This is a genomic window from Streptomyces sp. NPDC043726 (assembly GCF_056436565.1).
Genome location: NZ_JBWKCI010000005.1, coordinates 139323 through 154343, shown reverse-complemented (window position 1 = coordinate 154343; position 15021 = coordinate 139323). Strand labels below are relative to the sequence as shown.

At 71.1% G+C, this 15021-nt stretch carries 10 protein-coding genes and 1 pseudogene; 5 read left to right on the top strand and 6 right to left on the bottom strand.

Annotated features, from left to right (window positions below; all coding sequences use genetic code 11):
* Positions 1 to 45 precede the first annotated feature (45 nt).
* Both AC068Z_RS16265 and AC068Z_RS16260 read right to left on the bottom strand, forming a co-directional pair.
* Positions 46 to 291, bottom strand: coding sequence for a WhiB family transcriptional regulator (locus tag AC068Z_RS16265; protein ID WP_478555623.1), 246 nt, complete (start codon positions 289 to 291; stop codon positions 46 to 48).
* A gap of 148 nt (positions 292 to 439) precedes the next feature.
* The gene (locus AC068Z_RS16260) at positions 440 to 1231 is read right to left on the bottom strand and encodes a VOC family protein (RefSeq protein ID WP_478556341.1); all 792 of its coding nucleotides are present in this window, start codon (positions 1229 to 1231) and stop codon (positions 440 to 442) included.
* A gap of 94 nt (positions 1232 to 1325) precedes the next feature.
* On the opposite strand from AC068Z_RS16260, the gene AC068Z_RS16255 reads away from it, so the two are divergent.
* Positions 1326 to 2792 (top strand): hypothetical protein, encoded by a 1467-nt coding sequence (locus AC068Z_RS16255; protein ID WP_478555621.1) that lies wholly within the window; start codon positions 1326 to 1328, stop codon positions 2790 to 2792.
* Here AC068Z_RS16255 and AC068Z_RS16250 read toward each other — a convergent pair.
* Positions 2789 to 3474, bottom strand: a pseudogene (locus tag AC068Z_RS16250) (substrate-binding domain-containing protein). The gene AC068Z_RS16255 and the pseudogene AC068Z_RS16250 sit on opposite strands and share 4 nt — an antisense overlap.
* A 43-nt stretch (positions 3475 to 3517) precedes the next feature.
* Complete coding sequence (locus AC068Z_RS16245; RefSeq protein ID WP_478555619.1) at positions 3518 to 4471, bottom strand: multicopper oxidase domain-containing protein; 954 nt, start codon at positions 4469 to 4471, stop codon at positions 3518 to 3520.
* Between the two features lie 163 nt (positions 4472 to 4634).
* On the opposite strand from AC068Z_RS16245, the gene AC068Z_RS16240 reads away from it, so the two are divergent.
* From AC068Z_RS16240 to AC068Z_RS16230, 3 genes are all read left to right on the top strand, one after another.
* Entirely contained in the window at positions 4635 to 7112 is a 2478-nt protein-coding gene (locus AC068Z_RS16240; RefSeq protein WP_478555617.1) for a ThuA domain-containing protein, read from the top strand.
* Complete coding sequence (locus AC068Z_RS16235; RefSeq protein WP_478555615.1) at positions 7112 to 9289, top strand: OmpL47-type beta-barrel domain-containing protein; 2178 nt, start codon at positions 7112 to 7114, stop codon at positions 9287 to 9289. Before AC068Z_RS16240 ends, AC068Z_RS16235 begins: the two co-directional genes overlap by 1 nt.
* A gap of 172 nt (positions 9290 to 9461) precedes the next feature.
* Positions 9462 to 11528 (top strand): HEAT repeat domain-containing protein, encoded by a 2067-nt coding sequence (locus AC068Z_RS16230; RefSeq protein ID WP_478555613.1) that lies wholly within the window; start codon positions 9462 to 9464, stop codon positions 11526 to 11528.
* A gap of 42 nt (positions 11529 to 11570) precedes the next feature.
* On the opposite strand, the gene ligD is transcribed toward AC068Z_RS16230, so the two are convergent.
* Complete coding sequence (ligD, locus tag AC068Z_RS16225) at positions 11571 to 12587, bottom strand: non-homologous end-joining DNA ligase (protein WP_478555611.1); 1017 nt, start codon at positions 12585 to 12587, stop codon at positions 11571 to 11573.
* Between the two features lie 74 nt (positions 12588 to 12661).
* Between ligD and AC068Z_RS16220 the strand changes: the two genes are divergently transcribed.
* Positions 12662 to 13726 (top strand): ATP-dependent DNA ligase, encoded by a 1065-nt coding sequence (locus tag AC068Z_RS16220; protein WP_478555609.1) that lies wholly within the window; start codon positions 12662 to 12664, stop codon positions 13724 to 13726.
* On the opposite strand, the gene AC068Z_RS16215 is transcribed toward AC068Z_RS16220, so the two are convergent.
* Entirely contained in the window at positions 13727 to 14917 is a 1191-nt protein-coding gene (locus AC068Z_RS16215) for a zinc-dependent alcohol dehydrogenase (protein WP_478555607.1), read from the bottom strand.
* Positions 14918 to 15021: the final 104 nt, after the last annotated feature.

Genomic DNA, 15021 nt, shown 5'->3' with positions numbered 1-15021 from the left:
CTGTGACGGGCCGGGACGTGCGGATGCCGGCCGGGACGCGGCGGTTCAGTGTGACGTACGCCTGAGCGCGAGGCGTTCCTTCTCCGAGAGGCCGCCCCACACGCCGAAGCGCTCGTCATTGTCGAGGGCGTACTCCAGGCAGGCGGAGCGGATCGGGCAGAGGCCGCAGATCCGCTTCGCCTCCCGTACGGAGCTGCCCGGCTCGGGGAAGAAGAAGTCCGCGCCGGTCTGTGCGCACAACGCCTCCTGCTGCCAGGCGAGGTCGGGCGTGGTGACGGTGTCGATGAACATGGCCCGAAGCGTGCCCGACGGCGAAAAACGTTCGATCAACGCCGGATCAACGCCGCGCGGGCGGGGCCCCGGGCGCGCCACGATGATGCCCCCGCCGCATCCGCGAAAGCACGGCGGCGCGCGCGAGATATCGCCGGGGCGTCGTCCGTCAGTTCTCCTGCGGGGCGCTCTTGATCACCGCGAAGCGCGCGCCGTAGGGGTCCTCCAGCTTGGCCATACGGCCGACCCCCTCGACGTCGGTGGCGGGCATCCGGACGCGGCCGCCCTGCTCCTGCGCCTTGGTGACGACGACGTCGGTGTCCTCGACCTCGAAGTACGGCAGCCAGTACGGCTCGGTCTCCGACCCGGTCGGGTCGTCGGCCAGGGCGACCAGGCCGCCGAACATGGCGTCCTCGGCCGCGCCCGCGGGGTTGATGCAGGTGTAGACGCCGCCGGGGAAGTGCTGGGCGGAGGTCTCCCAGCCGAACACGGCGTCGAAGAAGGCGGCCTCCCGGGCCATGTCCCGGGTGTACAGCTCGACCCAGCACAGCGAGCCGGGATCGCCGACGACATCGAGGCCCTTCAGCGCGGCGGGCTGCCAGATCCCGAAGGACACGCCCGCGTGGTCGGCGAGGATCGCCATCCGCCCCTGGCCCATGACGTCGTCGGGAGGCACCAGCACGCTGCCCCCGGCCTTGCGGACCGCCTCGGCGGTGGCGTCCGCGTCGCCGCTCTGGAAGTACACGGTCCAGGCGGGCGGGCCCTGCTCGGCCGTGGTCTGCATGCCCGCGGCGGCGGTCCTGCCGTCCAACTGGAAGAAGCCGTACCCGCCGGCCTCGGGTCCCGCCGACTGGAACTCCCAGCCGAACAGGGCGCGGTAGAAGGCTCTGGCGCCCTCGATGTCGGAGGTACCGACATCGACCCAGTTGGGCGCGCCGTGGACAAAACGGGTGGTGAGCATCATGCCCTCCTCTTACGGACTCCCGTCGCCTGCTCTGCCGAGTCTTCCACCGCCCACTGACAATCGCCGCAGGAGCGCGTCCTAGGCTGTCGGCGTGTTCTTCGGAAAGCGCAGGGAGCAGGAGCGGCAGCGGAGGCTCACGGCACGGCTGGAGTCCGCGGACGCGGAGGTCCGGGCGGCCGCGGCGAAGGAGATCGCCGAGGCGCGGGATGCCGCGTGGGCCGTACGAACGCTGGCGGGGGCGCTGGACGGGGAGCCCACACCGGAGACGTTCGACGCGATCGCGGGGCCGTTCTGTGACGCGCTGTGCCGGGACCGGGCGACACGGCAGCGTGTCGAACACGTGCTTGCCTCACCTGTCGACGACCCTGCCGCTCTGGTGCGTGAGTGGACCGGGTTCCTGGCCGAGCTGGGCGTGGGCGCGGCCATGGAGACCGTCGACGACGATCTGGCCGACCATGTGCGCGGCAGGCTGAAGCGGCTGCGCGGGCAGGGCTGGCGCCACCATGAGCTGGCCCGGATGCGGCCGGATTCCTTCGATTACGTGGTGGCCTTCGGCGTCGCCGTCGGGCTGGTGCACGAGGCGGTGCTCCAGGCGGCTCCGCTGCCCGCGTCGGAGGCCGAGCGCGCCCGCGCGGAGACCCGCGAGGCGCTTGAGCGGGCCCTGGCCCTGCCGGCGGAGAGCGAGGAGCGCGGTGATGTGCTGGTCGCCCTGTGCGCTCCCGACGCCGCACGGACCTGGCAGGACCGCGCCCGAGCCACGCTGCGCCTCGAGGAGGCGCTGACGCTGTGCCGCAGCTCCGCACCCGAACGGGTGACGCTGGGGGTGGACGCGCTGGACTGCGTGCTCCTGATGGACGAGGTGATGCGGCACGACGCCGTCCGGGAGGCGCTCGAAGGGGTACGGGCGACCGATCCGGAGCCCTTCACGCTAGCCGGGGTGCTGCGCTGCTACGCCACGCTGCACGACGACCGCGCGCTGGACGATCCCCCGGTCGACGCCTTCCTGACGGCCCTGGACCACCCCGCGGCGAAGGTACGGCACGCCGCCGCGTCCGGCCTGCCCTGCCTCGCGGCGGGGCATGCACGCGAGGCCGATGCCGTGGCCGCGCTCATCCGGGCCCTGGAGCACGACCGGGACATCACCGTCGTACGCGGTGCCGCTTCCTCGCTCGCCCTGTTCGTGTGCGAGGACGCGGTCAACACCCGTGCGGCTTCGCAGGCCCTGGCCCGCCAGGCGGACGCGACCGACGCGGCGGTGCGTGCCGCGAGCGTGGAAGGGGCGCTGTTCCGAGAGGAGCCGGGAAGCTTCGCCCGCCTGACGCGCGAACTCCGACGCCCGGACGTGGAGCCGGTGTTCCTGGGCGTCGCCACATTCGTCTGCGGCCTGAAGAACGTCGCGCCCGACGACGTACGCGCGGAATGGGCGGGGCTCCTGGAGCGCCTCGACTACGACGGCTGGCCCGAACTCCCCGTGGACGACGAGCTCTACCCGGACCCCGAGGACCGTGAGGAGCTGTTGCAGGAGGTCCTGGACGCACTCCGCCCGCCGGCGTCCTAGGCCGACGCCCGCCGCACGACGGTCGTCGGCATCACGACGCCGGCCGGCCCGCCGCCGAGCCCCCGTAGCAGCAGCTGTGCCATCAACCGGCCCATCCGCTCCATGTCCTGACGGACCGTCGTGCGGCGGGCAGCGGTCGAGGAGTTCGTGCATCGCCCGCTCACCCCCGCCCGGCGTGCATTCACCCTCGGAGATCAGGCTCGGGCCGGCGTCCCCCATCACGTCCCGATAGCCGTCGGGCCGGTCAACGGCCGAGGTCTGGTCCAGGGCCCCGGTGATGTGGGCGACCCGAGGGTGCCCGAGGGCGACCAGGTGCCGCACGACCTCGCGCGCGGCCCCGGTTGTCGCTGTCGACGTACACCACCCCGTCCCGATTCCCGCTCCAGCCGGGCCGACCACCGAACACCGTTGAAATCGCGGCCTGTTGGATGGGATGAGTCCGGGCAGCGGGTCGTCGAGGTGCGGCGAGACGACGAGGGCGCCGTCGACGTGCCCGCCGGAGAGGTGGCGGGCGTGGCCGTCGCGGCCCTCGGTGAGCAGCAGGACGAGTTGGTTGTCAGCGTCGTGGCACCGCGGGACCAGACTGCGGGCGGCCCGATGGGGCACGTACCCCGGTGGCCCGCGAAACCCCGGCCCGCGCGGACACGGCCTCCAGCGTGGGACGCGGGGCCCCACGGGTCACGTCGGGCTCCTCATCGAGTCAGACAGCCGGGGTGCCGTGAGCCTCAGTGCACGTGTTCGTGCGGCTCGTAGCCCGGGATCGTCCCGTCCGTCTTCTTCACGAGGAACAGCCCCACCATCCCCATGTCGGAGTGGCTCTGCACATGGCAGTGGTACATCCACGCGCCCGCGCCGACCCCCTCCCCGGCGATCACCTGGAAGCCGAAGGAGTCCGCCGGGCCCACGATCTTGTTGTCGATCACCTGGCTCGGGTCGTCGGGGCCGGTGAGCATGCCCGTGCGGTTGTCGGCCCAGCGGTGACCGTGCATGTGGAAGGTGTGGTAGTACTCGCCGTGCGTGATCATCACGAACTCGACCCGATCCCCCACGGTGGACTCGAAGTTGGGCCCGGAGTGCGCCGGCTTGTTGTTGATCAGCATGTCGTTGAAGACGATCGTGTACGTCTTGTCCGGCAGGACGTCACCCGCCCGCCGGACGATCACCGGCCCGTAAAGTCCCTTACGGATGCCGCCCGTTCCGTGCTCGGTCCCCACCACGTGGTCGTGGTAGTGCCAGTAGCCGGCGCTGCCCGCCCGCCAGGTGCCGTCCTTGCGGCGGCCGGGAGCATGGGTGCGCCAGGTGTAGGTGCGGGTGCCGCCGGGCTCGACGTCGCTCTTGTTCAGCTTGGTGCCGTCGCTGGTGATCTCGTAGTCCAGCCCGTGCACATGGAGACTCGCCGCCACGTCCATCGTGTTCTCGAACTCTATGTGCAGGGTGTCACCCTCGGCGATCTCGATCAGCGGGCCCGGGATCGTCGCCTTGCCCTTCTCCAGTCCGTAGCCCATCTGCCCGTCGGCCAGCTTTTCGGCGTACAGCTTGATGTGCCTGACCACGCCACCGGCGGCCGCCGTCCGTGCCGCACGGTCGGCGCTGATCGCGTCGGGCGCCAGCGACAACGATGTCGTCGTCAGGGCCGCTCCGCCCAGCAGTACCCGCCGGTTGAACCCGCGTCTGTCCATGCCGAACTCCCCAATTCCGGTACGGAGTTCGAGACAGTAGCGGGACGCGAGGCGTTTATCCACACTCAGGACAAAGTTCGTGCCATTACGGCCATAGGTATTGGCGAGTGAAGCAAAGAGGTCTAGCTTCCTTGGCGCTGTTGCTGTGACCGAGGAGGTGCCCATGCACTTACGAGGGTTGAGCACGAGAAGACGCGGCTGGGCGGCACTCGTCGCGGCCGGGGTCGTCACCGCCGGACTGGTGACGGGTCCGCCCGCGAGCGCGCGCCCTGCCCCGGACCCGTCCCTGACAACGATGTCCATCAAGTCGCCCCCGGGCGGCGCGAACGTACGGGTGCTGATCTTCTACGGCTCGGCCGCCGCCGGTGACGAGTCACCCCTGGTGAACGCGGCGATCGAGACGGTCGAGAAGATCGGGCTGTCGGGCCCGACGGCCGAGCGCTTCAAGGTCGAGGCGACCGACGACGCCTCGGTCTTCACCGACGAGGCCCAACTGGGCCGCTACAACGCCGTCGTGTTCCCGACCGGCGGCGGCGACGTCCTCGATCCCGAGCAGGAAGCGGGGCTCGAGGCCTACATGGAGGCGGGCGGCGGCTTCGTCGGCCTGCACGACGCGGCGCGCGCGGAGCCGTACTCGGAGTGGTTCACGGGCCTGATCGGCGCGCGGCCCGCCACCACCGGTCCGACCACCGCCCAGCGGGCCACCGTCGAGGTCGGCGACCGGCGGCATCCGGCCACCAAGGACCTGCCGGTGCAGTGGAAGCGGCCCGACCGCTGGCTCAACTGGGTTAAGAACCCGACCGGTTCGGTGCACACCGTCGCCCGGGTGCGCGAGTCGACGTACCAGCCCGGCGCGAGCGCCAACGGCTGGGACCACCCGGTGAGCTGGTGCCGGGACTACGACGGCGGCCGGTCCTTCTACACCGGCATGGGCGGCACGGTGTCGTCGTACGACGAGACCGAGTTCCGCGCCCATCTGCGCGGCGCCCTGCTGTGGACGACCCGGCTGGCACAGGCCGACTGCAAGGCCACCGTCACCGGGAACTACACGGCCGAGCGGCTCACCCAGCCCAACCAGCCCGGTCAGAACGACCAGATCGGCGAACCGCACGGGCTGGTCACCGCCCCCGACGGGCGGGTGCTCTACATCGGGCGCGGCGGCGCCGACTCCTCCCAGCCCGTGATCACCGACTGGAACAACCCCGACATCGGCAAGGGCAGGGGCGAGATCCACGTCTACGACCCGAAGACCAAGAAGGTCACCCTGGCGGGCGGGCTCACCGTCTTCGGCAACAAGGGCGGCGGCGACGAGCTGGTCAAGGTCGAGGAAGGGCTGCTCGGCATCGAACTCGACCCGCGCTTCCAGGAGAACGGGTGGGTGTACCTGCACTACACCCCGCACTCCCAGATCAACCGGGACACCCGGATGGCCGAGCGGCGGGTCTCGCGTTTCACGCTGGACCTCGCGACGAACAAGCTCGACCTGAGCAGTGAGAAGACGCTGCTCAAGTGGCCGGTTCAGATCCACAGTTGCTGTCACTCCGGTGGCGGGATGGCCTGGGACTCCAAGGGCAACCTGTACATCGCGACCGGTGACAACAACTCCAGCCGCTTCAGCGACGGTTACTCGGGCAACAACCCCCAGCCGAACTACAAGGGCGTCTCCTTCGCCGACGCGCGGCGCACCGCCGGCAACACCAACAACCTCAACGGCAAGATCCTGCGCATCCATCCGGAGCCGGACGGGACGTACACCCTGCCGGAGGGCAACCTGTTCACCGGCCGGGAGACCGACGAGGGCGGCGGCAAGACGCGCGGCGAGATCTATGTGATGGGCGTGCGCAACCCCGCCCGTATCTTCGTCGACAAGTCGACCGACATCCTCTACGCGGGCTGGGTCGGCCCGGACGCGGGTGCGCCGTCGCCGACCTGGGGTCCGGCCAAGTACGACACCTTCGCGGTGATCACCAAGGCGAGCAACCGCGGCTGGCCGTACTGCATGGGCAACAAGCAGCCCTACCGGGACCGCAATCTGCCCGATCCGGCCAAGCCGCTGGGCTGGTACGACTGCGACCGCCCGAAGAACGAGTCGCCGAACAACGACGGCCTGGTCAATCTGCCGCCGGTCACCGGCAACAACATCTGGTACTCGCCCCAGGGCGGCGCCCCGGACTTCCCGCGGGACGCGAACGGGGTGCCCTCCTACAAGCAGGAGGAGGCGAAGTACCTGCTGCCGTGGCTCAAGGGCGGCGGACAGGCCGCGATGAACGGCCCGGTCTACCGGTACGACGGGGCGAGCGCGAGTGCCGTGAAATGGCCCGCCTACTGGGACGGCAAGTGGTTCGTCGGTGACTTCTACGACGCCGACCAGCCGCGCAACGCGGTCCTCACCGATCCCAAGAACCACGGTGAGGGCGGACTGCCCGTGCACTCCGAGTCGTTGAAGAAGATCGTGCCGATCGGCAACGACGGCATCAAGAACCTCATGGACTGGAAGTTCGGTCCGGACGGCGCGCTCTACGTCCTCGACTACGGCCGGGGCTTCTTCACCTCGGACGCCAAGTCGGCGCTGTGGCGTGTCACTTACTCGGGCGGCGGGCCGACCCCGGCCGCGGACCGGCTGGCGAGAGGAGTTCAGTGATGCGAAGACTCTTCACGGCCCTGCTGGCGGCCGTACTGCTCATGCTCGGCCTCCAGGCCGCGCCGTCCACCGCGCAGCCCGAACAGGTCGCCGCGGAACAGGTGCTGACCTGGACCGCGGGCGACGACATCACCAAGTACAACTCGGCGCCCACGACCGCCGTCGCGGGCACGGCGACGATCGTCTTCGAGAACAGCGCGGCGACCGGCAACACCACCGGCATGCCGCACACGCTGACGTTCGCCACCAGCGACCCCGAGTTCAACAGCGATGTCAACCTCAACATCCTGGCGACCCCGGGCGACGACATGGGCGGCCGCCACACCGCCCAGGTCACGCTCACCCCGGGCCGCTACTTCTACTCCTGCACGATCCCGGGCCACGGCCAGATGCAGGGCATCCTGGTCGTCACCGAGGGAACCGGCGAGGACACCACCGCGCCCGTGACCTCGGCGCACGTCAGCGGCACGCAGAACTCCCAGGGGCAGTACGTCGGTTCGGCGAGCGTGATGATCCACGCCACCGACGAGGGCGGCTCCGGGGTGGACCGTGTCGAGTACGCGATCGGGGACGCGGGGGCGTGGCAGCCGTACACCACGCCGGTCGTGGTGGACCAGGTCGGCAGCCACAAGATCCGCTACCGGGCCAGTGACAAGGCGGGGAACGTCGCCGCCGAGAAGAGCGCCGAGTTCACCGTCGTGGCCCCGCCCACCGACGACACGACCGCGCCGGAGACCTCGGCCACGGTGAGCGGTGAACGCAACCCTGACGGCACCTACGTCGACATGGCCACCGTCACCGTCACCGCCTCCGACACCGGCTCGGGCGTCAACACCATCGAGTACGCGATCGGAACGGGCGCCTGGCAGCCGTACACCATGCCGGTGATGGTCCATCAGGTCGGCACGCACACCGTGCGGTTCCGCGCCACCGACAAGGCGGGGAACGTCGCCGCCGAGAAGAGCGTGGAGTTCACGGTGGTCGCCGCGCCGCCCGAGGACACCACGCCGCCGGTGACCGGGGTGACCGTGGAGGGCACACGCAACTCCGACGGCGCGTATGTGGCGAGCGCCAAGGTCACGGTCAGCGCGACCGACGAGGGGGGCGTCGAGAGCGTGGAGTACTCGCTCGACGGCGGGCCCTATCTCGCGTACTCGGCGCCGGTGATCGTCGACCGCGCGGGCGCGCACACGCTGGCGTACCGGGCGACCGACGAGGCGGGCAACACCTCCGCGGCGCGGACCGTGAGCTTCACGGTCGTGGCGGGCGGGGTTCCGGCACCGCCCTGTCCGGAGTACGACGAGCGACTGACGGTGATCGTCGGCACGGTCGACTCCGGGGTGCCGAACCGGCTCACCAACAACCGGTGCCGCATCAACGAGTTGATCGAGGACGAGAAGGAGTGGACGTCCCACGCGTTGTTCCTCAAGCACGTGAAGACGGTCCTCGACCGGCTCCTGAGGGAAGGGGTCGTCGACCAGCGCGAGTACAACGCCGTCACCAAGGCCGCCCGTCAGTCCGGGATCGGCAGGCCGGGGCAGACCGAGGGCTACCGCACCATCTTCGACGGGAGCGCGGGCTCGTTCGCCAAGTGGCAGCACGTGGGCGGCGGTTCGTTCGGGCTGAACCCCGACGGGTCGATGACCAGCGGCACGACCAAGGCCGGGCTCGGCATGCTGTGGTTCCCCGAGCGGAAGTACGGCGACTTCTCGCTGCGCCTGCAGTGGCGGGACGACGCTCCGGGCACGGGCAACGCCAACTCCGGGGTGTTCGTGCGCTTCCCGTGGGTCCATGACCACCCCGAGGAGACCCGGCCCGAGTGGGTCGCCATCAAGTACGGGCACGAGGTGCAGGTGCTGGACCGGCCCGACGGCGACATGTACAAGACCGGTTCGATCTACGGCTTCGACCGCGTGGGCCTGGCCGGCGCGGGCGTGACCGAGAAGGGCACCTGGAACGACTACGAGATCCGGGTCGTGGACCAGCACTACTCGGTCTACCGCAACGGCGTGCTGATCAACGAGTTCGACAACACCGGCGGCCAGGACTTCTACCCGCCCCGCTCGGACGACCCGGGCACGGACGGGCGGCGGTTCGCCTCCGGCTACCTCGGGCTCCAGGTGCACGGCACGACGGACGTGGTGTCGTACCGGGACATCCGGATCAAGGAGCTGTGAGCGGGGGTCCGTGAGCGAAATCCCGTGAGCGAGGCTCCGTGAGCGGAGTCCCGTGAGCAAGGCTCCGTGAGCGGAGTCCGGCGAGCCCGGCGCTCGTGATCGATTGTCAGTGGCGTGCGGCATGCTGTGATCAACGGCGGTCGCACGCCACGGACGAACGGGGGCTGGACGCGTGTTCACGGGGATCGAGGACGTCGACTGGGCGTCCATGCACCACGCCTACGGCGACGCCTCGGACGTGCCGGACCTGCTGCGCGGGCTGGCGTCCGACGACCCGGCCGAGCGGGACCGCGCGCTGGACGGCATGTACGGCGCGGTGCACCACCAGGGTGATGTGTACGACTGCACGGTCGCCTGCGTGCCCTTCCTCTTCGAGCTGCTCACCGAGCCGGCGGTCCGGGACCGGGGCGCGGTCCTGGCGCTGCTCGGCAGCATCGCGGGCGAGCAAGAACCGGACCCGGAGGAGATCTGGACCGACTTCGAGGACGAGGCGGAGCACGAGGCATGGGTGGCGAACTACGTCACGGCCTCGGCCCTGATCCGCGGCCGCTCCGCCGACCTGCTGCCCCTCCTCGACGATCCGGACCCGGAACTGCGCGCCCAGGTACCGGACGCGCTCGTACGACTGCACCCGGACGGCGGCCAGGTGCTGACCGCCCTGCGCCGAAGGCTCCCCGCCGAACCGGACCCCGATGTCGCGCGCGCCGTCCTGTCGGCGTTCGGCGACCTGGGCGCACGCCACCCCGAGGAGCTGGGCGAGGAGGCGGGCCGATGCCTGCTGCGGGTGGTCTACGACGCCCGCCCGCGCCCCGCGCTCCTGCTCACGGCCCTCACCGCGCTGGCCCGCTGCGCCCCGCACCTGCTGCCTCCCGACACGGCTGATTCCGCGCGGGAGGCGATGCGCATCGCGCGCGACGCACCCGCTGACGCGCCCGTCGAACCCCGGCCGCGCACCGAGACCCTGGTGTCGTATCTGCGTGAGCTGGAGGCGGACCACCGCGCGGAGGTCGACGCCGACGGGGCTGTCGAGCTGCTGGAGCGGCTCCACTTCGCGCTCGGTGACCGCACCGACGAGCGGCTCGCCCTGCTGACCGACCAGTTGGCGAGCCCGCACCGCGGCCAGCGGATCGCGGCGATCGACCAGGCGGCCCTGCTGCTGTCGGGCTGGCGGCTGCCGGGCGAGGAGCCGGTGCGGCTGCTGGCCCGGCTTGCCCTCGACGAGGACGAGCGTGTGGCGCGGGACGCCCTCGGCGCGCTGGCCCATCTCCACCCCCTCGCCCGGGGCGTCGCCGACACCCTCGCCGAGGCGCTGCCCGCGTTACGGCAGGAGGCGGGCGAGAACAACTGGTGGTGGACCACCCGCTACGGCCGCGCGCTGGAGGCCCTGGCACTCCAGGGCGACCCACGGGCCGTACCGGAGCTGGCCTGGGCAGTCGACTCGGGCGCGTCCCTCTCCTACGACCTCCAAAGAAGCGTGGAGGCGCTGGGCCCGCACTACTCCGAGGAGCTGCTCCTGGCGCTGGCGAAGCGGCTCAGGGACCTGCGTCCCGAGGCGCACCGCAGCCGGGCCCGGATCCTCGACGCCCTGAGCGTGCCCGCGCCGGCGGGGGCGCTGCGCGTGATGGCCTACTTCCTGGACAGCGAGGACGTCGCGACCCGTATGACGGCCCTGCGCGGACTGGCCCGGTACGGCGCGGACGCGGCCGAACACGCCGAGCGAATACGGCAGTTCGTCGCCGCCGAGTCCGAGCCGTACCGGCGGGTGCGCGCCGTCGAGACGCTGTGGGCGGTGACGGGCGCGGGGGACCTGGGTCTGGTGCTGGAGGTGCTCGGGGAGACACTGCGCGAGGAGAAGGCGAACCGCCGGGCGGACGCCTGCGTGGTGGCCGGCCGGGTGGGCCGCGCCGCCGAGCCGCTGGCGCCGCTCCTGCGGTCGGCGATGAGAGACGGCGACGACCCGGTCAGGGCGGCCATCGCGCTGTGGGGAGTGACAGGGTGCGCCGAGGAGGTCGTGCCCGCTCTGCTCGAAGGGTGGTCCGGTGCCTACAACGAGCGTCCCGCCATAGCCCGCTGTCTGGCGGAGCTGGGACCGGCGGCGGCGCCCGCGGTGCCGTTGGTCCGGGCCGAGCTGGCTCGTGCGCGGCGGCACGGCAACGACGGGCCGGTGGCGAGGACGCGGTACCACGTGGACCAGGACGAGGAGTTGCTGGCCGACTGCCGGCGCGTGCTGGCGGCCTGACCCGACGTGGGGTCGTGCTTGGTCACGTAGGGTCGCGCTTGGTCACGTGAGGTCGTGCTTGGCCCTGCTCGGCTGGACCCGCTTGGGCTCCCCCGGCATCTTGGGGTACTCCGGCGGGTAGGGCAGATCGCCGAGCCCGTGGTCCTGCTCGTCCTTGTGGGCCAGCTCCAGCAGGGCCTCCAGGGAGAAGCGGTGGTCGTCCATGTCCGCGTGGACGTCACCGAGTTCGGCGTAGCGCACGGGCATGGTGGCGAGGTCGAAGTCACGGGGGTGCGCGACGCCGACCTCCTCCCAGCGCAGGGGGGCGGAGACGGGGGCGTGCGGGCGGGGGCGTACGGAGTAGGCGGAGGCGATGGTGCGGTCGCGGGCGGTCTGGTTGTAGTCGACGAAGATGCGCTCGCCCCGCTCCTCCTTCCACCACTTGATGGTCACCTGCTCCGGCATCCGGCGCTCCAGCTCCCGGCCGACGGCGATGGCGGCCCGCCGGACCTGGGTGAAGGTCCAGCGGGGCTCGATGGGCACGAAGACATGCAGCCCGCGTCCGCCGGAGGTCTTGGGCCAGCCCTTCAGGCCACCGAACTCGTCGAGCACGGCCCGCAGTTCGTGGGCGGCGCGGACGGCGTCGTCGAAGTCGGTGCCGGGCTGGGGGTCGAGGTCGATGCGGAGTTCGTCGGGGCGGTCGACGTCGTCCCGGCGCACCGGCCAGGGATGGAAGGTGAGGGTGCCGTACTGGGCGGCCCACAGCACGGCCGCCTCCTCGGTGGGGCACATCTCGTCGGCGCTGCGACCGCTGGGGAAGGTGATGTGGGCGGTCGGGATCCAGTCGGGCATGTTCTTCGGGGCACGCTTCTGGAAGAAGTTCTCGCCGTTCACGCCGTCCGGGTAGCGCTCCAGGGTGGTGGGCCGGTTCCGCAGCGCGCGCAGGATGCCGGGCGCGACGGCCTGGTAGTACCGGGCGAGGTCCAGCTTGGTGAACCCGCGCTCCGGGAAGAAGACCTTGTCGGGGCTGGACAGCCGAACAGTCCGCCCACCCACCTCCAGCTCCACCGCATCGCCCATGCGAGCCACGGTAGGCCTACCTCTCACGGCTCGCACACCGGGCAGGGGCGTGCGGGTGCGCGCAGAATCGGACCATGGACCTCCCCGTGATGCCCCCCGTGAAGCCCATGCTCGCCAAGTCCGTGGCGAAGATTCCTGCGGGGATGCAGTACGAGGCGAAGTGGGACGGGTTTCGGGCGATCGTGTTTCGCGATGGGGACGAGGTCGAGCTGGGGAGTCGTACGACCAAGCCGTTGACCAGGTACTTTCCCGAGCTGGTGGAGGCTTTGAAGGAGCGGGTGCCCGAGCGGTGCGTGCTGGACGGGGAGATCGTGATCGCCCGGGAGGGGCGGCTGGACTTCGACGCGCTCACCGAGCGGATCCATCCGGCGGCCTCCCGGGTGAGGACGCTCGCCGAGCGGACCCCGGCGTCCTTCGTGGCCTTCGACCTGCTGGCCCTGGCGGACGAGTCGCTGCTGAACGTGCCGCTGACCGATCGCAGGGAGCTGCTGACCAGGGCGCTGGCGGGGGCGACGCCGCCGGTGCACGTGGCGCCGGCGACCACCGATGTCGAGGTGGCCGAGCAGTGGTTCGAGCAGTACGAGGGGGCCGGTCTGGACGGGGTGATCGCCAAGCCGCTCGCCTCGCGCTATCTCCAGGACGAGCGGGCCATGTTCAAGATCAAGCACGAACGGACGGCCGATGTCGTCGTGGCCGGGTACCGGCTGCACAAGAGCGGGCCCGTCGTCGGCTCACTGCTGCTCGGGCTCTACGACGACCAGGGCGCCCTCCAGCATGTCGGGGTCTCCGCCGCCTTCGCCATGAAGGTGCGCGCCCAGCTGATCGAGGAGCTGGAGCCGCTGCGCATGGACGACACCAAGGGACATCCCTGGGCGGCCTGGGCCGAGGAGGCGGCGCACGAGACGGCCCGGCTGCCGGGGGCGCCGAGCCGTTGGTCGGGCAAGAAGGACCTGTCCTGGGTGCCGCTCAGGCCGGAGCGGGTGATCGAGGTGGCGTACGACCACATGGAGAACGGGGCGCGCTTCCGGCACACCGCCCGCTTCCGCCGCTGGCGCCCGGACCGGACCCCGGAGAGCTGCACCTACGCCCAGCTCGAGGAGCCCGTCCGCTACGACCTGGAGGAGATCCTCGGCCGCTGATCAGGGCCGCATCACCACCTTGACCGCGCCGTCCTGCTTGCGCTGGAACATCTCGTACGCGTGCGGGGCGTCGGCCAGCGGCACGTGGTGGGTGGCGAAGTCGTCGACGCCGAGCGGGTCCTCGTCGGTCAGGAACGGCAGGATCTCGTCGGTCCAGCGGCGTACGTTGGCCTGCCCCATGCGGATCTGGACCTGCTTGTCGAACAGGGTGAGCAGCGGGATCGGGTCCGCCTGACCGCCGTACACACCGACGAGCGAGAGCGTGCCGCCGCGGCGGACCAGGTCGATGGCGGTGTACAGGGCGGCGAGCCGGTCCACGCTGAAGCGTTCCGCGATCCGGCCGCTCAGCGCCCGCGGGAGCATGCTGCTGGCCTGCTGGACGAGGCGGGCGGCCGCGCTGCCGTGCGCCTCGGTGCCGACCGCGTCGATCACGGCGTCGGGGCCGCGTCCGTCGGTGCGGTCGCGGATCGCGCTGACGAGCTCCTTCTCGCTGTCGAAGTCCCGCAGGTCGAAGGTCTCCACGCCCCGCTCCCGGGCCCTGTTCAGCCGTTCGGTGACCAGGTCCACGCCGAACACGCTGCCGGCGCCGCGCGCCATGGCGATCCGGCAGGCCATGTCGCCGATCGGCCCGAGTCCGAGCACGGCGACGCTGCCGCCCTCGGGGACTCCGGCGTACTCGACCGCCTGCCAGGCGGTGGGCAGCACATCGGAGAGGTAGAGGAAACGGTCGTCGGACGGGCCCTCGGGCACCTTGATCGGGCCGAACTGCGCCTGCGGGACGCGCAGGTACTCGGCCTGACCGCCCGGTACCGCGCCGTACAGCCGGGTGTAGCCGAAGAGCGCGGCGCCCATGCCCTCGCCGGTGACCTGGGTGGTCTCGCACTGGGTGGGCAGCCCGTTCAGGCACATCCAGCAGTCGCCGCAGGCGATCTGGAAGGGCACCACGACCCGGTCCCCGACGCTCAGGTCCATGACGCCCGCGCCGACCTCCTCGACGATGCCCATCGGTTCGTGTCCGAGGATGTCGCCCGGGGTCATGAACGGGGTGAGCACCTCGTAAAGATGCAGGTCGGAGCCGCACAGCCCGGTGGAGGTGATGCGGATGACCGCGTCGGTCGGCTCCTGGATGGTCGGATCGGGCACGTTCTCCACCCGCACGTCCCGCTTGCCCTGCCACGTCACAGCCTTCACGAGGACCGGCTCCCTCCATCAGCTCGGGCGCCCCGGGTACCCATGGCCCCTGCGGTGAACCGCGCGTGCGCCGATCGGTGTATTCCACGCGGTCAACCAGATTC

Excerpts from the sequence above, each read along its gene's own strand:
- AC068Z_RS16265 (WP_478555623.1), bottom strand. The coding sequence starts at position 291 with ATGTTCATCGACACCGTCACCACGCCCGACCTCGCCTGGCAGCAGGAG.
- AC068Z_RS16260 (WP_478556341.1), bottom strand. The coding sequence starts at position 1,231 with ATGCTCACCACCCGTTTTGTCCACGGCGCGCCCAACTGGGTCGATGTC.
- AC068Z_RS16245 (WP_478555619.1), bottom strand. The coding sequence starts at position 4,471 with ATGGACAGACGCGGGTTCAACCGGCGGGTACTGCTGGGCGGAGCGGCC.
- AC068Z_RS16240 (WP_478555617.1), top strand. The coding sequence starts at position 4,635 with ATGCACTTACGAGGGTTGAGCACGAGAAGACGCGGCTGGGCGGCACTC.
- AC068Z_RS16235 (WP_478555615.1), top strand. The coding sequence starts at position 7,112 with ATGCGAAGACTCTTCACGGCCCTGCTGGCGGCCGTACTGCTCATGCTC.
- ligD (WP_478555611.1), bottom strand. The coding sequence starts at position 12,587 with ATGGGCGATGCGGTGGAGCTGGAGGTGGGTGGGCGGACTGTTCGGCTG.
- AC068Z_RS16220 (WP_478555609.1), top strand. The coding sequence starts at position 12,662 with ATGGACCTCCCCGTGATGCCCCCCGTGAAGCCCATGCTCGCCAAGTCC.